This is a genomic window from Microbispora sp. GKU 823 (assembly GCF_002027145.1).
Classification (GTDB): Bacteria; Actinomycetota; Actinomycetes; order Streptosporangiales; family Streptosporangiaceae; genus Microbispora; species Microbispora siamensis.
The window spans coordinates 1-20,730 of sequence record NZ_MWJN01000135.1; the positions used below are offsets into that span (position 1 = coordinate 1).

Here is a 20,730-nt window from a genome sequence, read left to right on the forward strand (position 1 = left end):
CGTACGCCCCCGGGTGCGCATGCCGGGCCCCCGCGTCACCGCCGAGGTGAACGCGGTGTGGCGGCGCGTCGAGCGGTGGCTGGCCCGGAAGGCACCCGCGACGTACAAGCTGCTGCGGCCTCCGGCCCGCCCCCTGGACATCGCCAGGTCGGAGGCGGCGACGGGGCTGCGCTTCCCCGACGACCTGCGCGCCTCGCTGCTGCGCCACGACGGCGGCGGCTCCTGGGGGTTCGGCCCCGCGCCGTTCTACGAGTTCATGTCCGCCAAGCACATCCACTCGGAGTGGAAGATGCTCTGCGACATCGGGGGCGACTCGCTCGGCTACTGGTGGGACGGCCACCTGATCCCCTTCGCCTACGCCAACGACGGCGGGAACCTCTTCGTCGACACCCGCACCGGGAAGACCGGCGAGTTCTTCAACGAGGAGGGGCTCACGCTGGAGGGCGACGTCGTGTGGCCGTCCTACCTGGCCCTGCTGAAGGCGACCGCGAGGTCGCTGGAGACCGGAAGGCCGATCCGCGGCTGGCGGCCGAAGGTGGTCAAGGGCGAACTGGAGTGGGAGAGCACCCGGGGGTGACGCCCCCGGGCCGTGTCAGGCGGGCCCGGGGGCTGCCCCGAACAACCCGGATCAGGTGACGGTCACCACCGCCTTGGCCTCGACCGTGCTGCCGGCCACGTGGCCGGTGACGGTGAACGTGCCCGGGGCGGCGTATCTCGCGGGATCGACCGCGTCCCACGTGACCTTCACCCGGCTGTCCTTCGAGCCGTCGTTGTAGGTGGCGACGACGGTGCCGGGCAGCGACGGAGCGGTCCCGGCCCGCGTGGTCACGCTCTCCTCGGCGATCGAGGTGACGGTGACCGCGTCGGTGGTGCGCACGTAGACCGTGGCGTGGACCGCATCGCGCACGCCCTCGGCCAGGCCCGCGACCGTGAAGCTGCTGCCGCCGGTCTTCACCTGGTCGAGCGTGACCGGCTGCCAGGTGACCTTGGCCGTGCCCCGCCCGCCGTCGGCGTACGTGGTCTCCACCGAGGCCGGCAGCTCGGGCAGCGTGTTCACCGGCGTGGGCACGTGCACGGGCCGCACGCCGTCGGGCCGCACCGCGTACGTCTTCCACTCCAGCAGCCCGACCGAGCCCTGCCCGGACTCGAGCACCACACGCAGCCGGGTCGTGGTCACCGGGTCGAACGACACGGTGTTGTATTTGTCGGCTGCGACGGGATAGTCGGCCTGGATGTCCTTGAACGCGGCGCCGTCCCAGTACTGGATCTTCCAGGAGGCGGGGACCCGGACGCCGCCGCCGTCGTCGAAGAAGTAGACGTCCGACTTGTTCACCTTGACGGGTGCGGGCCATTCGAGCTGCACCCACTGCGTGCCCTGCTGCGGCCAGGTGCCCCAGCGGGGGTTCACGGCGTCGTTGGACCGCGGCGGGTCGATGCCGTCGTTGACCGCGCTCACCTTCTCCCAGGGTGAGGTGTAGGAGGCGGTGGGCGTCGCGTTCGCGGCGATGTTCACGTCCTCGGCCTGCTCGGTCGCCGTGACGGTGACCGTCGTCCGGGTCGTCAGCGCGCCGTCCGTGACGGTAAGCCGCACCCGGTAGGTGCCCGCCTTCGTGAACGAGACCGTCGTGCCCGTTGCACCGGACGGGTCGCTGAAGAACGCCTCACCCGGCCCGTCCACGAGGTCCCAGGCGGCGGTGAGCTGCCCGGACGGCAGCCCGTCGTCCTTGACCACCGCGTTCAGGCGCACCTGGCCCGGCCGGTTCACGCTCTCGTCCCGCACGACCAGCGCGTACGGCGCCCGGTTCTCGGCGGACGGCGCCCTGCCGCCGCTGGAGAACGCCTGCACCTCCTTGAGCCCGGTGGCGTACCCGGGCCTGTGGGTGACCACCACGCGCAGCTTCGCCGTGGTGATCGAGGGGAAGCGCACCTCGTTGAGGTTGGCCCGGGGGTAGACCGGCGACTTGGCCTGGCCGGGCACGTCCTTCCACTCCGACCCGTCGAGGTACTGGATCGTGTAGAGCGCGGGCTCGCTGTATCCGCCCGTCTTGCGGTCGTTGTAGAAGTACAGCCGCACGTCGTCCACCGGCCGCGCCGAGCCGAGGTCCACCTCCAGCCAGTCGGAGGCCTTGCCCGACCCCTTGCTCCCCCAGTAGGGCTCGTTGATCGTGAAGCCGTCCACCGCGCCCGCCGGGTCGCCGTACGAGGCGGTGGCCGACCTGACCAGGTTGGGCGCGTCGCCGTCGAGCGACACCCCGGCCTTGGCGAACAGGTCCTCGATCCTGTCGCCCTTCAGCTTCACCTCGGTCGGCGCCTTGAGCTGGTGCGCGGCCTCGCTGTGCAGGACCTGGCCACCCTCGACCTCGCCCGTCGCGGGGTCCCAGACGGCGTGAGCCAGGCCCGCCAGGGTGACCTTGCGCTTGCCGTCGATGAAGATCGAGTAGCCCTCGGGCACGCCGCGATACTTCACGTCGCCGTCCGGCTTGTCCCAGACGATGGTCAGGTCGTGGCCCCGGTAGTCGATGTCGTTGACCGTGAAGTGGTCCCAGCCGATGTCCACCGGCCACAGCTCGACCTTCGCGTCGTCGCGCGGGCGCAGCCCCATGACGTCCTCGATGACCGTCCAGTTGCTGCTGCCGAGGATGGTGTGGTGGATCCAGGAGCGGTAGTCGATGCTCTTGGTCTGCGGGTTCCAGTTCGCCCAGAACTCGTTGGCGTCCGGCCAGCGGGTGTCGCCGCCGACGAACTGCGCCCAGGCGTTCCAGTAGAGCAACTGTTTGTACATCTCCGGGGTGATGTACGGCGAGGAGTACTCGTGCAGCGCCTTGGAGAACAGCGAGAAGTCCCGGGTGGAGTTGATCTGGGAGAAGTTGTTCGACCCCGGCTTGCCCTGGGCGGCCGCCTCGGCCTTGTCCTTCTGGTCGGCCGTGTAGAAGGGGAAGATCGGATACTCGGCGGGGTCGGTCCACAGCCGCAGCGCCTCGCGATACTTCGGCTCGTCGGCCGGCACCAGCCCGGTGGCGAACGGGATGTAGTTGTTGGACTCCTTCCACGGGATCAGGTTGCCCGTGCGCAGGTCGCGGTGCTTGAACACCTTGTCCTTGTCGTCCCACAGCAGCGTCAGGACGCCGTTCTTGACCTTGTCGGCCACGCCGCGCATCTCGGCCGCCTTGGCGCCGCCGTAGTAGTGGAACGACACGGCGTCCGCGTCGTTGCCCGTCATCGCCTCCCAGTCGTATTCGATGACGCCGTTCTTGTTGGAGTCGTACGCGTTGAGCTGGCCGTAGACGTCCTTCTCCGCGTACCGCGCCAGGTTGCGCAGGATGCCGGGCTGTCCGCCGTGCAGGCGGTAGCTCTCCAGGGCGCTGGCCGAGATGTACTGCGTGTAGCTGTTGCTCCAGTTCTCCGGGTCACCGGGGTTGTCGGTGTACTTGGAGTTCTTGGAGACCTCGCCCGCCGACACCCACGGCCCGTAGGAGTAGATGGGATCGCGCAGATACTTGAGGTCCTGGATGAACATCGGCACGGTCAGCACGATGGCGTTGTTGTAGCCGAGCGCGCCCTCGACCGACGTGGGGAACTGGAAGTCGTTGCCCGGGATGTCCGCGTCGAGGAAGTTGAAGCGCATCAACCACCAGCGGTAGTAGACGAACTTCTTGATGTTCTCGTCCGGCACGTCCATGTAGGGCACGTTGTCCGCCCACCAGGCGTTGTAGTCCTTCAACTGCCTGGTCAGCGCCTTCTCCGGCGAGCGTCCCTTGTAGCCGTCGTACTCCTCGCGGGAGCCCGGCAGCTCCTCGGTGACCAGCCCGAGCTGGACCTTGGTGCGCACGGTCTTGCCGGGCGCGATGGTCAGCGTGCCCTTCAGCGCGGCGCCGTCCACCTTCAGGCCGTCGCCGCTGAGCCTGGGGAAGATCGTGGTGAGCCGGTTCTTGGCGGTCACGACCCCGGTCAGCTCGCGGTCGCCGTCCGCGGTCTTCGCGTACGGCGAGGTCACGGTCACCGGCACCGAGCGTTCCGCACTGCCGGTGTTGGTGATCTCGAGCGTGGTGACCAGCACGTTCTCATGCGTGATGAACTTCCTGACCACGACCGACAGCCCGTCGCCGGTGTAGACGCCCTCCCAGTGGCTGGGCATCTGCAGCCGCTCGGCGACGTTCTCCCGCAGGGCGGTGCCCAGATCCACGGCGTACGCGTCGCGGTTGTCGATGCTCTCCCAGTAGGCGAGGCTGCCACCGAACCCGATGACCGACGGATCGTGCTCCTTCATGAACGCCGCCCTGCCCCGGCTCATCAGCCACGGGCCGGCCGGGTCGTCGCCCTTGCGGGCCAGCATGCGGTCGATCCAGTAGGAGTCGCCGCCCTTCTCCTTGTCGTAGATGGCCCGCATCATGCGCCGCGGGTCGTAGCTCACCGGCTCGTCGGGGACCGGGTCGCCGCCGGTGAAGGCCGGCAGGCCGAGCTGGTCCTGGGACTGCGCCGGCAGGATCTCCGGCGCGGCGGACGCCGGAGTTGTGAGCGTTAACATACTGCCGCTCAACACTGTCAGCGTTAACAGCCCGGCTGCCGCCGGGGTCCGCCAACGTGGCTTCATGACCTCTCCTTCCGGCATCCCCCCGCGACGCACGAAACGAACTAAAAGGTTTTCGGTAACGTAAAAGAAACCTCAGTCCCTGTCAACGGTCATGAGGTAAGTCCAGTTCAGAAGTGAACCGAACGCGGCGAAAAGGTTTTCGTGATCTTGCGCGGAGCGTCGGGACGCGGCGCGGTCAGGGCAGCCGGCCCGCGATGCCGTCGAGGACGAAGTCGAGCCCGATCGCGAAGCGTTCCTCCGGTGTGGGACCGGCCGGATGGGTGAGCCATTCCGTGAGGTGAGGCAGGCGGCCGTCGGCGGCGGCCAGTTCGCGGAGCGCCGCGATGGCGGCGTACAGCCGGGCGTCGTCGTCCAGGCCGTGGCGCCGCTCCTGGCGCGCCTCCTCGCTCTCCTGCAGGGCGCTCCCGAAGACGTGCCTGTCGATCAGCGCCGCGTAGGTCATGGCCTCGCCGACGGTCGCCCCCTGCCGTACGAGGACGGTGAGCATGAACTCCAGCCTGCGCATCATGTGCGGACCGGCCGGAGGGCGGGCGTGGACCAGCACGGCGAACCAGGGGTGCCGCGATGTCATCCTCCGGGTCTCCAGGGCGAGCGTGCGCAGGTCGTCACGCCAGTCCCGGCCGGGCTCCCCGGGCAGCGGAATCTCGGCGGTGGCCGCGTCGAGCATGAGGTCGAACAGGCCCTCCTTGCTGTGCACGTGGCGATAGAGCGCCATCGGCGAGTACGGCCCGAGGCCGGCGGCGACCGCCTTCATCGTCAGGCCGTCCAGCCCGGCCTCGTCGGCGACGCGGATCGCCGCCGCCACGATCTTCTCCCGGTCCAGCCCGCGCCTGCGCGGCGGCGGCTGGGTCCAGATCACCGGGAACGCGTTCGTCTCTCCCTCACCCACGTTCCGAGTTTACGCAATAAACTTTTCGTGTACGACATAAACTTCCCAGGACCGGAGGTACTGATGACGCAGGCGGCGACCGACGCGTACGAACCGCCGGGGATCCGGCTGGGCGTCGTGAGGGGCGTCAGCTACGGCCTGTTCGGCCCGCCCGGCACGTTCGTCCCCCAGGCCCGATCGCTGGGCGCCGGGATCGTGCGGGCGTACGTGTACTGGAGCCAGGTCGAGCCCGAGCCGGGCCGCTACCGCTGGGAGGCGGTCGACGCGCTGCTCGGCCAGCTCGACGGCGACGAGGAGGTGTGGATCACGCTGTGCTCCAGCTCCCCGTGGGCGACCAGGACGTCGACCGACTTCCTGCCGCCCTCTCCCGCGCACGACCTGGACGCCTACGCGGAGTTCGTACGGCGGGTGGTGGGCCGCTGCGCCGGGCGGGTGCGCTACTGGCAGTGCGACAACGAGCCGAGCAACACCGACCTGCTGTGGGCCGGGACCGCCGACGAGTACGTCGCGCAGCTCAGGGTCATGTACGCCGCGGTCAAGGAGGCCGACCCCGCGGCCGCCGTGGTGCTCGGCGGGTGCGGCTACGACGTACTCTCCGGCGAGGCGGGAAGCGAGCCGTGGCGCTTCTTCGAGCAGGTGCTGTCCGGCGGCCGTGACGCCTTCGACCTGTTCGACGTGCACCTGTACGGCGACGCCGCCTCGGTCCCCGCCCACATCGAGGCCGTGCGGGAGCTGATGCGGGCGCACGGCTGTCTGAGGCCGGTGGTGGTGGGCGAGTACGGCGCGCCCGTGCCGTTCGAGTTCCCTGACGCCCAGGCCGTCATGTACGAGGTGTTCGCCGAGGCCTTCGCCGGGGGCGCACAGGTGCAAAGCACCCAAGAACTGGCCGCCAGGGCGCGGCAGGACACCCCCGAGCGACGGGCCATGGCCGCGTTGTACGCGCGGATGCCGCAGCTGCCGCCCCGGCTGGTGATGTTCATGGAGGGGTGCCCGCCCGAGCTGGAGGCCAGACGGCACCGGATCAACTGCCGCCAGCTCGTCGCGTGCACCCTGGAGGCGCTCGCCGCCGGGGTCCGCCGCACCCTCTACTGGAACCTCGCGCCCGAGGTCCCCGGACCGGCCGATCCCCTGCAGATCATGCACCTGATGTTCGGCAAGCTCGCCATGCTCGGCTACCGGGACGGCGAACTCGCGGTCCGGCATCCGGCGGCGGACACCTTCGCCCTGCTCGCCGCGCAGCTCGCGGGGGCCCGCCGGGTGACCCGGGTGCGGCCCGGCGACCCGCCCGGCCTGTACGCGTTCGAGGTCGAGCGTGCCGGACGCGGGCCACTGCTGGTGCTGTGGAACCGGCGCGACACGGACGACGACACGGCCGACGGGGAGGAGCGGCCGCCCGTCGCCGTCTCCTGGCCCTGGCCCGCTTCCGCCGCGACCGCCGTGGACGCGTTCGGCGAGCCGCACGCCGTCGAGGTCCGCGACCGGCGGCTGCGCACGGCCGTCTCCGACACGCCGGTGTTCGTCAGCGGAACCTGATCATGACGAAATCGGGGCGACGGACTCCCGTTCGACCAGCGTGACGTCCATGAACAGGGTGGCGGGCGGCGCGGGCTCCGGGTCGCGCAGGCGCCGGATCAGGCGCCGGGCCGCTTCCGCGCCCATCTCGTAGACCGGCTGGGCGATGACGCTCAGGGCCGGGGAGACCAGCACGGTCCAGTCCAGGTCGTCGAACGCCACCACCGAGAGCCGGTCGGGCACCGCGACGCCGAGGTCGCGGATCGCGCGGTAGGCGCCGACCGTCATCAGGTTGTCCACCGTGAAGATCGCCGTCGGCGGGTTCTTCAGCGCGAGGACGCGCTTGGTCTGCTGGTAGGCGGCCTCGGCGGCGTAGGTGCCGGTGCGCCGGACCAGCTCGCGGCGCACCGGCACCCCGGCGTCCCAGTGGGCCCGCAGGTAGCCGAGCAGCCGGGCCTCGCTCGGGCTGAGCTCGCCCAGCGACACCTCGGCCTCCGGGGTGAGGAACCTCGCCCAGTCCTGCTCCCGGGGCTGGCGCAGCTCCGTCACGATCGCGACGCGCCGGTGGCCGAGGTCGAGCAGCCGCCGTACGGCCTGGTAGGCGGCCTTCATGCCGTCCACGATGACGGCGTCGGCCTCCAGCCGGTCGCTCACGCGGTCGAACAGGACGACGGGCGTGCCGCCGCTCTGCGCCTGTGCCAGATGCTCGACCTGCTTGACGTCGGCGGGCGCGCAGATGATGCCGTCCACCTGCTTGTGCAGGAGCAACTGCACCGCCTCACGCTCGCTGGCGAGGTCCTCGTCGCTGTTGGTGACGAGGGTGCTGAAGCCGTTCTCGTGCGCGACGTCGGAGATCCCCCGCAGCGCGCGGGCGAAGAAGGGACTCTCGATGTCCGCGCACACGACCCCGATGGTGTCGGTCCTGCCGGTGCGGACGCTGGCGGCGAGGCGGTTGGCGCGGTAGTTGAGCTGCCGCGCCGCCTCCGTCACCCGCCGCCGGACGTCCTCGCTGACGCTTCCGTAACCTCCCAGCGCGCGCCCCGCGGCGGCCGTGGAGACACCGGCCAGCGCCGCCACGTCCGGGAGCGTCGCCCGCCGCGGCCTGCTGGATGCGGTCACGGATCCTCCTCTTCCCGGTATCGGTCGCCGCCGGCGGGATCCCGGCCGTCATCGCGTTCGCGGGCGCGCCCGGGAAGCGCCGGCGGCTCGCCCATCAGCGATCCGCCGCAGCGAGATTGTAGTGATCCCGCGCGGCGCGGGCGGTGATCCGCCCGCTGCGCAGGTCGGCCTCCACGGCCTCCCTCGGGCGCAGCGCCGGGTCGCCGAATCCGGCACCGCCGCCGGCCCGCAGGCTCACCACCTCGCCCGGTGCGGCGACGTGCTGCCCCTTCGCCGGGAGCGGGGTCTCCTCGCCGTCCTCGCGGATGAGGACGATCGAGGCGGCGGTGCCGGGCAGGCCGCCGTCGAGCCCCTGCGGAACGTGACCGGGGTCGCTCTGCTCGGCCTCGGAGAGGAACTGCATGGGCCCGTCGGAGATGTTCCGGTAGTCCGCGCGGATGCCCAGGCCGCCCCGTGTGCGCCCCGCGCCGCCACTGTCGGGCCTCAGCTCGTAGCGCTCGACGCGCAGGAGGTAGCTCGACTCGATCACCTCCGCCGGGATGATCGCGCAGTTGGCCATGTGGACGTCGACCGCGTCCGCGCCGTCGTGCGAGGCGGTGGCGCCCGCGCCACCCGCGACGTTGGCGAGCAGCACGACGCCGTCCCCGGTCTTCGGCGAGGCCGACTCGCAGATCAGCACCGGCCAGCCGACGAACCACTCCGCCGACGCCCGGTGCGGGGCCGCCGGGGCCAGCGCCCGGGTCATGACGGACGCCAGCCGCTGGGACGCCAGGTGCCGGTCGCCGACCGCGGCGGGGAAGATCGGGTTGACCGCCGAGCCCTCCGGGGCGTGGATGGTCACCGGCTCCATCGACCCCTCGTTGAACGGCACGTCGTCGGGCAGCAGGCACTTGATCGCGTAGTGCACGACCGACCGCGTCGTGGACGTGGGGATGTTCATGCCGCCGGGCATCTGCGGATCGCAGCCGGAGAAGTCGACGTGCGCGCCGTCGCCCTCGATGGTGACCGTGACGGCGAGGCGGACGGCCGCGCCGGGGTTGATGCCGTCGTCGTCCAGCCACCCCTCGGCCCGGTACGTCCCGTCCGGCAGGGCCGCCAGCTCGGCCCGGGTTCGCTCGGCCGTGTAACCGATCAGGTCGTCGATCGCCGTGACCAGCGTGTCGGTGCCGTACCGCTCGGCCAGCCGGGCGAAGCGGCGGGCGCCCGAGCGGGCGGCGGCGACCTGGGCGCGCAGGTCGCCGTGGTTCTGCTTCGGGTGGCGGGTGTTGGCCGTGATGATGTCGCGGACGTTCGGCTCGGGGACCCCGCGCACCTCCAGCTTCACCGCCGGCAGCATGACGCCCTCGTAGAACGCGCTGCGGCTGGTGGCCGCCGCCGTGCCGGGCACGACCCCGCCCCAGTCGGCGTGGTGCGCGATGGCGCCGGTGAAGCCGATGAGCCGCTCGTCGCCGTCGAAGACCGGGACGAACAGGTTGAGGTCGTTGGTCTGGCAGGCCCCCAGGTAGGGATGGTTGCTGAGGAAGACGTCGCCGGGGTGGATGTCGTCGCCCCACTTGTCGAGGCAGGCCCGCAGCGCGGGGGACATCGAGGCGAGCAGCGTCGGGATGTCCAGCGCGGCGGCGAGCAGCCGGCCCGACCGGTCGAAGACCGCGCAACTGTAGTCGCGCATGTCCTTCACCACGACGCTGAGCGCGGTGCGGCGCAGCGCGGTGCCCATCTCCTCCGCGATGGTCTCCAGGGCGTGCCGGATGACCTCCGTGGTGATCGGGTCGGTTCGTCTCATGCCGGTGTTCATGCCGAGGTTCCCTTCACAGTCAGGACGAGGTTGCCGTCGCCGTCCACGCGAACCCGCGCGCCGGGCGGCACGACCGTGGTCGCCTCGCGCTCCTCGATGATCGCCGGGCCGCTGAACGCCGCCCCTGACGTCAGGTCCGCCCGCTCGTACACGTCGGTGTCGACCCACCCGGCCCCGCGGAAGCAGACCCGCCGTACGGAGGCCGGGGCGGGGGTGGAGGACGCCTCCTCCGAAGAAGCGGCGGCCGTGCGCGGCAGAACGCCGTACACCTCGACGCCGACGGCGACGAGCTCGACACGGGCCTCCTTGTCGCTGTGCCCGAACTCGAACTCGTGCTGGGAGTGGAAGCGGTCGAGCGCCTCGGCCAGGCTCTGCGCGTCCACGGCCCCGGGCCGCAGCAGCACCTCCACGTCGTTGTCCTGCCAGGCGTAGCGGAAGCGGGCCAGCCGGTTCTCGGTCCGTCCCGTGGTGAGCGACTCGACCCGGGAGAGCCGGTCGCGGGCCCGGTCGAGCAGGCCGGTGAACAGCCCCTCGATCTCCTCCGGGCTCAGCGTGTCCACCGGCGCGTCCACGGTGAGCGAGAAGTCGTACTTCAGGTCACTGGTGGCCAGGCCCAGCGCCGAGAACGTGCCGGGGTGACGCGGCACCAGGACGGTCCTGATGTCGACCATCTCGGCGACTGACAGCGCGTGCATGGGACCGGCCCCGCCGAAGGGCAGCAGCACGAAGTCGCGCGGGTCGTAGCCGCGGTTGACGCTGACCACCCGCACGCCCCTGGCCATGATGGCGTCGGCGACGTCGAGGATGCCCAGCGCGGCCTCCTCCAGGCCGATCCCGAGCGGCTCCGCGACGTGCGTCAGCACCGCCTGCCTGGCGGCCTCCACGTCGAGGGTCATCTCCCCGCCGAGGAACCGCGCGGGGTCCACCCGGCCGAGCACCACCTGGGCGTCGGTCGTCGTGGGCCGGGTGCCGCCGCGTCCGTAGCAGGCGGGCCCGGGGACGGCGCCCGCGCTCTCCGGTCCCACCCGCAGCAGCCCGGCCGCGTCCACCCGGGCCAGCGACCCGCCGCCGGACCCGATGGTGTGGATGTCGAACTGCGCGACCTGCAGGGGCCGCCCCTCGAACTGCGACGACCGGTCCAGGCGCGGTCGGCCCTCGTGGATCAGGCAGATGTCGGTGGACGTGCCGCCCATGTCGAAGGTGATCTGGTTGGCGTACGCCGGGTTCTCCGCCACCCGGGCGGCGGCGAGCACCCCCGCCGCGGGGCCGGACAGCACCATCTTGTGCGCGGCGGCCGACGCCTCGGCGGCCGACATCACGCCGCCGGAGGACTGCATCACGAAGAACGGGCAGGTGACCTTCTCGCTGTCCAGTCCGGCCTCGACCGCCGACAGGTAGCGCGCCACCAGCGGCTGCAGCGCCGCGCTGATCGCGGTGGTCGACGCCCGGGGATACTCCTTGATCTCGGGCGCGACCTCGGAGGAGACGGCCACGTGCAGGCCGGGCAGCGCGGCGGCCAGCCGCTCGGCCACCCGGCGCTCGTGGGCGGGGTTGCGGAAGGAGAACAGCAGCGTGACCGCGCACGCCTCGGCGCCGCTCGCCGCGACCTGGGCCACGACGCGGTCGATCTCCTCGTCGGTGAGCGGGGTGACGACCCGGCCCAGCCGGTCGAGCCGCTCGTCGATCTCGAAGACCATGTCGCGCGGGATCACCGGTTCCGGCTTGACGACCCTGAGGTCGAACAGCGCGGGCCGAAGCTGCGTGCCGATCTCCAGGACGTCCCGGAAGCCGCGGGTCACGATCAGCGCGGTGGGCGGGAGCTTGAACTCCAGGAGGGCGTTGGTGGCGACGGTGGACCCGTGCGCGAACATCCGCAGCGCGCCGGTGTCGACGCCGCGGGTGCCGCGCGCGGCGCGGACGCCGTCGAGCACGCCGCCCGCCTGGTTCTCCGGGGTGCTGGGGACCTTCTCGACGAGGACGCGTCCGTCGTCCCCCGATGACCACGACGTCGGTGAAGGTCCCGCCGACGTCGATTCCGAGGCGTTGGCTCACTTCTTTCCTGCCTTGTAGAAGTACGCGCTGACGGCGGGGTCGTTCATGTTCTCCTGGGTGGCCACGACCGCGTCGAGGCTGACCGACTGCGGCTTGGTGCCGTCCTTGAGGTAGGCGGCGAGGTCGGAGACCGCCCTGCTGCCCATGTCGCCGGGCTTCTGGATGATCAGCGCCGCGACCAGGCCGCGCTTGAGCAGGCTCACCTCGTCGGGCGAGGCGTCGAAGCCGACGATCTTGACCTTGTCGCTCCTGCCCGCGGCCTGTACGGCCTGGGCGGCGCCGAGGGTGGGGTTCGTCCAGTTCGTGAAGATGCCGGCGAGGTCGGGGTAGCGCTTGAGCACCGCGCTCACGGTTCCGGCGATGGTGGTGAGGTCGGTGGCGTCGTAGCGCTCGGCGACGTACTCGAGTCCCGTCTGCTTCAGCCCCTCCTGCCAGCCCTTGAGGCGGGCGTCGGTGCTGGAGGTGCCCGGGGTGTAGCCCTCGAAGGCGACCTTGCCCTTGCCGCCCAGCAGCTTGTCCATCGTCTGGGCGGCCAGGCGGCCGGCGGCCTCGCCGTCGGAGGTGACGGTGGCGAGGCGGGCCGACGGGTCGGCGACGTCGGCGTCCACCGTGATGATCGGGATGCCCTGCGCCATGACCTGCTTCATCGGCGCGATCATCGCCTTGGCGTCCAGGGCGGACATGATGATCCCGTCCGGCTTGCGGGCGGCGACGGACTGCAGGAGCTGGGTCTGCGAGGCCACGTCGAGCGTGGACGGCGCCTGCCAGCTGAAGTCGAAGCCCTGCTTCTTCGCCTCGGCCTCGGCTCCGGCGACCAGGGTGAGGTAGTAGGGGTCGAACTGGTCGTTCAGCAGCATGACGATCTTCTTGCCGGCGGCGCTCCCGCCTCCGGCGTCGTCGGCGGACGAGGTTCCGCCGCAGCCGGCCAGCAGGCAGACCGCCAGCGCGCTCGCGGCCAGGGCGGGGATGGTTCGCTTCATCGGGTTCCTTCGGGATGAGGGGTGGGTGCGAGCGAGGAAGCTCATGTGCGCTCCTGAGCGCGGATCTTGACCTGGTCCACGTAGACGGCCACGAGCAGGACGACGCCGACGGCGACGTTCTGCCAGAACGGCTGGACGTCCATGATCACGAAGCCGCTCTGCAGGACCGCCGGGATGAGCGCGCCCACCACGGTGCCGGAGATCCGGCCCCGTCCCCCGAACAGGCTCGTCCCGCCGATGACGACGGCGGCGATGGCCGACAGCGCGTCCCCGGAATGACTGGTGATCGACGCCGTGCTGAACCGCGCGACGTCGAGGACGGCCACGATCCCGCACAGGGCTCCGGTGCCGACGTAGAGCAGGACCATGTGCCGCCTGACGTTGACGCCCGCGCGGCGGGCCGCCTCCAGGTTGGCGCCCATCGCGTAGGTGTGCAGGCCGAAGCGGGTCTTGGACAGCACGACCCAGAAGACTGCGGTGACCACGGCCGCGATCACGATGGACCACGGGATGACCCCGAACAGCTTGCCCAGGCCGAACGACGACTGGAAGGGCAGCGGCACGTTCTGCACGTTCTGGCCGTTCGTCCAGACGCTGGCCAGGCCGAGCACGATGCCGCCGGTCGCGAGCGTGGCGATGAACGGAGGGATGCGGAGCTTCACGGCGAGCAGGCCGTTGACGGCTCCCCAGCCGGCGCCCACCAGCAGGCCGCAGACGATCGCCACGGTGATCGCGACGCCGAGGTTCGGATAGTGGAAGTCCGCCGCCTGCGCCGCCGTCCCGGCGAGCGCCCCCATCACCTTCGCGACGACGACGGCGGAGAAGATCGTGATCGAGCCGATGGACAGGTCGAGTCCGCCGGCGATGAGCAGGAACGTGATGCCGCACGAGAGGATGAGCAGCTGCGAGGCCGTGAGCAGGATGGACTCGGCGTTGCTCAGCGACAGGAACGTGCCCGCCGGAGTGACGATCGAGAAGACCGCCACGATGGCGATCAGCAGCAGCAGGATCGTCGCGTCGGACAGCCGCTGAGGGCGCGGCACGGCCCTCCTGCGCGGCGCGCCCGGCGGCGTGGTCCGCGGTGTGGCCGGCGGTGTGCTCTGCGAAGCGAGGTCGGTCATCGCGGTTCTGCCGCCCTTTCCTCGGTCGGGCTGAGGGTGTCGGCGCCCGTCATCGCCCTGATCAGATCGGTCGAGGTGACGTCGGACATGCGCGCGGTCAGGACCCGCCTGCCGAGCCGCAGGACCGTGCAGCGGTCCGCGACGCGGAAGACGTCGGGCAGGTTGTGGGAGATGAGCAGCACCGGCAGGCCCTTCTCGTCCCGGATCCGCCTGATGAGCTCCAGGACCGACTCGGTCTGCGCCACGCCGAGCGCCGCGGTCGGCTCGTCCATCATGATCAGGGCCGAGCCCCACATCGCCGCCCTGGCCACCGCGACGGCCTGCTTCTGCCCGCCCGACATCGAGCCGACCTCGGCGCCCAGGTCCTGGATCTTGGAGTTGAGCTGCCGCAGGTGGGTGGCGGCCTCGGCCCGCATGGCCTTGCGGTCGACGAACCCCAGCCGGCCGAGCAGCCCCGGCCGGGAGGGCTCGCGGCCGAGGAAGAGGTTGGCGTCCGGCGGCAGCGTCGGCGCGAGGGCCAGGTCCTGGTAGACCGTCTCGATGCCGGCCGCCTGGGCGTCCCTCGGGCCGGTGAACCGGTGCGGCAGGCCGTTGATCTCGACGGTGCCCTCGTCCGGCGTCACCGCTCCGGCGAGCACCTTGACCAGCGTCGACTTGCCTGCGCCGTTGTCGCCGAGCAGGGCGTGGATCTCCCCCGGGGCGATGTCCAGGTCGACGCCGCGCAGCGCCTCGACGTGGCCGTACCGCTTGCGAACGCCGCGCACGCGCACCGCGAGGTCGGCGCTGTCGTCGGCGCTGTCTTTCATGGGGTCTCCTCCGGTGGATAGAGGGCGTCGAGATCGGCGGGGTAGCCGTAACCGCCGTGGTGACGGCAGACCGAGGCGGCGTACGCGGCCGCCCGCGCCATGGCGACCTCGGCCGGGGCAGCGGGCAGCGCGACCAGCAGCTGCGCCGCGAAGGCGTCGCCGGCGCCCAGCGTGTCCACCACCTCGGTGGGGACCGCCGGCTGCCACACTGTACGTCCCTCCGCGGCCAGCAACGCGCCCTGATCTCCGCAGGTCACGACGGCGAACCGGGGTCCGAGCGCGAGGACCGACGCGGCGAACTCCGCGCACTCGCGCCGGTCGAGCCGGGGCCGGGAGAAGAAGGCGATGCCGACCGAGGGCAGCAGGTCCCGCGCGTACTCCATGTCCTTGTACGAGAAGTCGAAGGAGACCTTCGTGACACGGGCGATGTCGGGGAGCTGCTCCTCGACCAGGCTGGTGTGTCCCGTGTGGACGAGGTCGAACGACGACAGGTAGTCGAGGTCCGCCGGGCTCAGCCGCAGGTCCTCCGTAGGCGGGACGTAGTCGACGAAGGTCCGGTTGCCGTCGGCGTCGAGCTTGACGTCGGCCCGTGGGGTGGGGTGACCGCCGTACCGGGACCATCTGGCCTCGACCCCCTCGGCGGCCAGGCTGTGCCGTACGAGGTCGCCCGCCGGGTCGGCCCCGATCGAGCCGAGGTAGGCGGTCTCCGCGCCGAGGCGCCCGGCGTGGACCGCGACGTTGCAGGCGCTGCCGCCGGGGAAGACGAGGCCGAGGTCGAGATATCTGTCGACGACGTTGTCGCCGACTCCGCACAGCCGCATCTCAGTACGCCATCTTGTGCATGTAGCGCCGCTCGTCGAGTGAGTGACCGGTGACGGACTCGTAGTGGTCGGCCAGCCGGGTGGCGATGTTGGCCAGCACCGGGGCCGACAGCTCCGGCCGGGCGGCCGCGGGCACGCCGGGCAGTTCGAGAGCGGCCGAGTCGAGCGTGAAGACCCGGGAGGTCACCTTGGGGGCGAAGGCGGCCACCCGGTCGGCCATCGCCTGGGTGCGGTCCTCGCTGCGCAGGAGGATGAGCGGCGCGTCGCCGACCACCATCTCGAACGCCCCGTGGAAGAAGTCGCCGGACGCCACGCAGACCGACTTCTTCCACTGCATCTCCATCAGGTAGCAGACCGAGAGCAGGAAGGCGACGCCGTACGCGTTGCCCCCGCCGACCACGAAGGTCAGGTCGGCGTCGGCGGTCTCCCGCGCGATCGTGGCCGACAGCTCCTCGTGCGCCTCGGTGGCGGCGGCGAGCGCGTCGGGCAGCGCCGCGTAGCCGCGTTCGAGGGTCTCGTAGTCGAGGTCCGCGCCCTCGATCCGGAGCAGTTCCTGCACGAGCTGCCCCAGCAGGACGTGCTTGGCCGCCGTGATCGTCTTCTCGCTGTGGTAGGTGAACGCGGCGTCCCCCAGCTCGGCGAGCGGGTTGTCGTCGTCGGTCGCCACCGCCACCACGTACGCGCCCGCCTCCTTGGCCAGGCGCGCGGCGGCCACCGTCTCGGGGGTCGCACCGGAGTGGGAGGAGGCCACCACGAGCGAGCGCGCCGACAGCCGGGACGAGGGGGAGGCCAGGAACTCGGCGGCGTTGATGTTGTGGCTGACCAGCCCGGTCGCCGAGGCGGACAGCGTGGCGTGCGCCGGCACGGAGGAGGCCCAGGAGCCGCCGCAGCCGAGGAAGAACACGTCCGTCACTCCGCGCGAGGCCGCCTGCGCCGCCACCTTCGCGGCGGCGCCGCGCTGGTCGACCGCTCCCCCGATGACCTCCCTGAGCTGGGGGTCGACGGGGCGCAGGCCGGGTTTGGAAGTCATGGGGACACTCCGCAAGTAGAACGTTCTCACTGACCGGTGTGCGAACGTGTAGAACGTTCTCACCGGGATGGTGAGAAGGTTCTCAACATCGCCGGGGAGCAGTCAAGGGGTCACGCCGTTTTTGACCCTCGTGTCACATAGCAGGACCAAGGTGATGTCGATCACATAAAGGGATCTTGTCGCCATACGGGCACGCATGGTGATTTACGGAGGATTTCCACACCCCCTATGGAGGCTCTCCGTGCTGTTACGAGCAGCCATCGCCGCGGTCGCCGTGACCGCGATCGGCGCGGTCCCGGCCCACGCGGCCACCGGCCCGGCCATCACCGTCGACCAGGGACGGACCCAGCCGGTCTTCTCCTACGCCGACGCCGTCCGCGAACACGTCTACGTCGAGTCGAGCGTCGACAGCGACTCCGACGGCCGCCTCGACCGGGTCAGGGTCGACATCATCAGGCCCAGGGAGTCGGGGCCCGGGCTCAAGGTGCCGTCGATCATCGACGAGAGCCCCTACTACGACAACTCCGGGCGCGGCAACGAGTCCGAGCGCAAGGTGTACGACGCGGCGGGCGAGCCCGCCAAGTTCCCTCTGTTCTACGACAACTACTTCGTGCCGCGCGGGTACGCCGTCCTCAACGTCGACATGGTCGGCACCACGAAGTCCGACGGCTGCCCTGACGTGGGCGGCAAGGCCGACGTGCTCGGCGGCAAGGCGGTCGTCGACTGGCTGAACGGCCGCGCCCCCGCCTTCCACGACGACGGCTCCCCCGCGGTGGCCGACTGGAGCACCGGCAAGGCCGGCATGATCGGCAAGTCGTACGACGGCACGCTGGCCAACGCGGTCGCGGCGACCGGGGTCGAGGGCCTGGAGACGATCGTCCCGATCTCGGCCATCAGCTCTTGGTACAAGTACCAGCGCTCCAACGGCGTCATCTACAACTACAACTACATGTCGTACCTGTCCCGGGTCGTCGACACCGACCCGGCCGCCAAGTGCGCGGCGAATCGGGCACGACTGGACGTCGACGCCGATGACGCCACGGGGAACTACAACGGCTTCTGGGCCGAGCGCGACTACGTCGCCGGGTCGCTCGGCGACGCCTCGAAGGTGCACGCCAGCGTCTTCGTCGTGCACACGGTCAACGACCTGAACGTCAAGCCCGACAACTTCTCGGTGTGGTGGCAGGCGCTCGCCGACCGGAACGTGCCGCGCAAGATCTGGGTCGGCCAGTATCAGCACGTGGACCCCTTCGACTTCGAGGGGCGCCGCGACCTGTGGGTCGACACCCTGCACCGCTGGTTCGACCGCTGGCTGCTCGGCGTGGACAACGGGATCATGCAGGAGCCGCGCGCCGACGTGCAGGTCGGCCCGGCCGAGTGGATCACCCAGGGCGACTGGCCGACGCCGGCCGCCTCGACCCACTTCTTCCGCCCGTCCGCCGACGGTTCGCTGAACCTCAACCCCGGCAAGAACGGCGAAACCGCGAGCTTCACCGACATCCGCCAGTCGGAGGACGCGATGGTCGCCGACGTCGGCACGGCCAAGCCCGGACGGGTCGCCTTCACCACCGGTGAGCTGCCGCGCGACCTGCGCATGTCGGGCACGCCCGAGGTGGACCTGCGGGTCTCGCTCGACAAGCCGACCTCGAACCTGACCGCGCTTCTCGTCGACTTCGGCGAGGACACCCGGGTCGACTGGCGTCGCGGACAGGGCATCACCACCCTCGCCGCGGAGGACTGCCACGGCGACAGCACCGCCGCCGACGACGCCTGCTACCGGAAGGTCGTCACCAACCTGGCCACGCGGCCGCTCGAGGTCGTGGCCCGCGGCTGGATCGACGCGCAGAACCGCGACTCGCTCTCCGAGTCCTCGCCGCTGACCCCCGGCACGTACGCGCAGGTCACGTGGAAGACGCTGCCGCAGGAGTACGTCTTCAAGAAGGGCCACAGGATCGGGCTGGTGATCGCCGGCACCGACTCGAACTACAGCGGCGAGCGGGCCACCGGCACGACCGTCACCATCGACCTGCACAAGAGCCGGGTGGAGATTCCGCTCGTGCTCGGTGTCGGCCACGCGCTGAACGGCGGCGACATTCCCAAGGACAAGGGCGCCTGGCACGGTCCTCAGCAGATCGACCTGCCGGTGCCGGACAACAAGCTCTACTGATCCCCTGACCGTCCTCCGACGCGGCGCCGGGACCCTCGTCCCGGCGCCGGCGTCCGAGCGGTTCAGCGGTTCCCGCCGACGTCGTAGTGTCATGACATGACCGAGATCGTCGTGGAGGACGGCGCATGGACGGTCGATGTCGAGGCGGTGAGGATCACCCCCGGCAGCGGCCGCGACGTCCACGAGGTGCGCAAGGCCCTCGGGGACCTGGTGGTGCCGCTGGAGGCCGTGGCGGGAGCCGTGTTCGAGCCCTCGCGCAAAGGCGGGCACCTGCGGCTGCGACTGCGGCCCGGTGCGGACCCGCTCACCGAGGTGGGCGCCGGGCTGCTGGCCGCTCCCGCCGACCCCTACCGGCTGGCGGTCCCCAAGGAGCGCAGGGCCGCGGCGGAGTACATGGCCGGCGAGATCCGCGACCTGGGGCAGCTGGCCCAGGTGCCGGAGGAGCCCTGTCCCGATTTCCTGTTGCCCGGCCCGGCCGTGCCGATCAGCGCCACGGCCGGTGACGGCACCGTGAGCTTCGACGGCGTCCGGGTCCGCCTGGAGTGGACGGGATTCGCCAAGGCCGTCAAACAGGCGGCCGGCGCTCAGGAGTTCCGGCTGTCGGATCTGACCGGCGTCGAGTGGAAGCCGCAGTCGGGCCTGGCCTACGGGAGCCTCCGTTTCCACGTACGCGGCGAGGGGCCGACCGGCCGGCCGGAGGAGGACCGGCGCTGCCTGTCGTGGGGGGTGCAGCGTTTCGGGGGGACGAGCGTGCTCGTCGGGGCCGCCGTGCTGGCGCGGCTGGCCCGCCACGCTCCGGAACCGCCCGCCGCCCTCTCGCCACCCGCGCCCGACGGCCGCGACCTGCTGATTCGGCGGCTCACCGACCTGGGCGAACTGCACCGGAGCGGGGTGCTGACCGACGAGGAGTTCAGCACGGCGAAGAAGGCGCTGCTGGACCGCATCGCCGAACTGTAGGGTCCGGTCGCCCCGCGGTCCGCCGGAACGGCGTTTCGACCTCTCCTGATCGGCAAGCTGGTAGATCCAGGGTCAAGCCGACGGGAGAGGTCACCGTGCGTTTCCACGCCGACCTGCACATGCACTCCAGGTACGCCTACGCGTGCAGCAAGAACAGCGACCTGGAGCAGCTGACCTGGTGGGCCCGGCGCAAGGGCGTCACGCTCGTGACTCCTCCGCTCCCTGAAGCTGAAGGGAGCAGCTTCTCGCTAGGCCGCTTCCGCAGCGTCGCGAAGGACAAGCCCTGCCCTGAGAATGTTGGTGGCCGCGTTCACGTCAGCGTGCGCGACATGCCCGCACGCCCTACAGGCGAACTCGGCTTGAGTGAGGCGGTTGTCCTTCGCACAGTGCCCGCACCGCGAGCAGGTGCGGGAGGTGTTGCGGGGATCAACTGCGATCAGCTCGCGACCGGCGCTTTCAGCCTTGTACGCGAGCACACGCAAGAACACCCCCCAACCCGCGTCCAGGATGCTCCGGTTCAGCCCGGATTTGGCCGCGACGTTCCGCCCGGGTCGTTCGATCGTGCCGGCGGCGGAGCGGGTCATGTTCGCGATCCACAGGTCCTCATGCACGATCACGTCATACGCGCGGACCAGAGTCAGCGCCGCCTTGTGCGCGGTATCAAGACGTTGGCGGCGGACCTTCGCGTGCAGCGCCGCCACCCTCGCCACCGCCTTACCGCGCCGCTTGGACCCCCGCTTCTTGCGGGCCAGAGCCCGCTGGGCCGCCGCCAGACGTCCCGCCGACGCCTCCAGGTGGCGCGGGTTGGCCAGCGGGTCCCCGTCGCTGGTGGTCACCAGCGATGCCACACCCATGTCCACGCCCACGGCCGCCCCCGTCGCAGGCAAGGT

15 protein-coding genes and 1 pseudogene are annotated in these 20,730 nt (G+C 71.0%); 4 read left to right on the forward strand and 12 right to left on the reverse strand.

Annotated elements, in window-relative coordinates; genetic code table 11:
* The coding region (locus B1L11_RS40180) for an SMI1/KNR4 family protein (RefSeq protein ID WP_218671613.1) at window positions 1-577 on the forward strand (577 nt) is incomplete at its 5' end.
* A 51-nt stretch (window positions 578-628) separates the two neighbouring features.
* Here B1L11_RS40180 and B1L11_RS40185 read toward each other — a convergent pair.
* Window positions 629-4,525: a discoidin domain-containing protein gene (locus tag B1L11_RS40185; protein WP_143737893.1), complete on the reverse strand. Its 3,897-nt coding sequence runs from the start codon at window positions 4,523-4,525 to the stop codon at window positions 629-631.
* Window positions 4,526-4,766: 241 nt separating this feature from the next.
* Window positions 4,767-5,480 carry a TetR/AcrR family transcriptional regulator gene (locus tag B1L11_RS40190; protein ID WP_079320465.1) on the reverse strand — a complete coding sequence of 238 codons (714 nt, stop codon included), beginning with the start codon at window positions 5,478-5,480 and terminating at the stop codon, window positions 4,767-4,769.
* 63 nt (window positions 5,481-5,543) lie between these two features.
* Here B1L11_RS40190 and B1L11_RS40195 point away from each other — a divergent pair, with 63 nt between their 5' ends.
* Entirely contained in the window at window positions 5,544-7,013 is a 1,470-nt protein-coding gene (locus B1L11_RS40195) for a hypothetical protein (protein WP_079320466.1), read from the forward strand.
* Here the strand turns inward: B1L11_RS40195 and B1L11_RS40200 are convergent, their stop codons facing one another.
* The 9 genes and pseudogenes from B1L11_RS40200 to B1L11_RS40235 all read right to left on the reverse strand — a co-directional run bounded on the left by B1L11_RS40200 (window position 7,014) and on the right by B1L11_RS40235 (window position 16,716).
* Window positions 7,014-8,111: a LacI family DNA-binding transcriptional regulator gene (locus B1L11_RS40200; protein ID WP_079320467.1), complete on the reverse strand. Its 1,098-nt coding sequence runs from the start codon at window positions 8,109-8,111 to the stop codon at window positions 7,014-7,016.
* 94 nt (window positions 8,112-8,205) lie between these two features.
* On the reverse strand, window positions 8,206-9,894 hold the full coding sequence (locus B1L11_RS40205) for a hydantoinase B/oxoprolinase family protein (RefSeq protein WP_179155546.1): 1,689 nt from the start codon (window positions 9,892-9,894) through the stop codon (window positions 8,206-8,208).
* Between the two features lie 8 nt (window positions 9,895-9,902).
* A complete protein-coding gene (locus tag B1L11_RS40210; protein ID WP_256863300.1) occupies window positions 9,903-11,438 on the reverse strand; it encodes a hydantoinase/oxoprolinase family protein in 1,536 nt (511 codons plus the stop codon).
* Window positions 11,433-11,885: pseudogene (locus B1L11_RS53150) on the reverse strand (hydantoinase/oxoprolinase N-terminal domain-containing protein); the annotation flags it as partial. The pseudogene B1L11_RS53150 and the gene B1L11_RS40210, both read right to left, overlap by 6 nt.
* A 69-nt stretch (window positions 11,886-11,954) precedes the next feature.
* Complete coding sequence (locus B1L11_RS40215) at window positions 11,955-12,938, reverse strand: substrate-binding domain-containing protein (RefSeq protein ID WP_179155547.1); 984 nt, start codon at window positions 12,936-12,938, stop codon at window positions 11,955-11,957.
* A gap of 41 nt (window positions 12,939-12,979) precedes the next feature.
* Complete coding sequence (locus B1L11_RS40220; protein WP_218671614.1) at window positions 12,980-13,981, reverse strand: ABC transporter permease; 1,002 nt, start codon at window positions 13,979-13,981, stop codon at window positions 12,980-12,982.
* 74 nt (window positions 13,982-14,055) lie between these two features.
* A complete protein-coding gene (locus B1L11_RS40225) occupies window positions 14,056-14,865 on the reverse strand; it encodes an ATP-binding cassette domain-containing protein (protein ID WP_079320472.1) in 810 nt (269 codons plus the stop codon).
* Window positions 14,862-15,686, reverse strand: a complete 825-nt coding sequence (locus tag B1L11_RS40230) for a PfkB family carbohydrate kinase (protein ID WP_079320473.1) — start codon at window positions 15,684-15,686, stop codon at window positions 14,862-14,864. The genes B1L11_RS40225 and B1L11_RS40230 overlap by 4 nt, the downstream gene beginning before the upstream one ends.
* 1 nt (window position 15,687) lies before the next feature.
* Window positions 15,688-16,716, reverse strand: coding sequence for an SIS domain-containing protein (locus tag B1L11_RS40235; RefSeq protein WP_079320474.1), 1,029 nt, complete (start codon window positions 16,714-16,716; stop codon window positions 15,688-15,690).
* A gap of 241 nt (window positions 16,717-16,957) precedes the next feature.
* On the opposite strand from B1L11_RS40235, the gene B1L11_RS40240 reads away from it, so the two are divergent.
* Window positions 16,958-18,883, forward strand: coding sequence for a Xaa-Pro dipeptidyl-peptidase (locus B1L11_RS40240; protein WP_256863299.1), 1,926 nt, complete (start codon window positions 16,958-16,960; stop codon window positions 18,881-18,883).
* A gap of 96 nt (window positions 18,884-18,979) precedes the next feature.
* A complete protein-coding gene (locus B1L11_RS40245) occupies window positions 18,980-19,840 on the forward strand; it encodes a DUF4429 domain-containing protein (protein WP_079320476.1) in 861 nt (286 codons plus the stop codon).
* Between the two features lie 248 nt (window positions 19,841-20,088).
* Here the strand turns inward: B1L11_RS40245 and B1L11_RS40250 are convergent.
* On the reverse strand, window positions 20,089-20,730 hold a 642-nt coding region (locus tag B1L11_RS40250; RefSeq protein WP_143737894.1), incomplete at its 5' end, for an RNA-guided endonuclease TnpB family protein.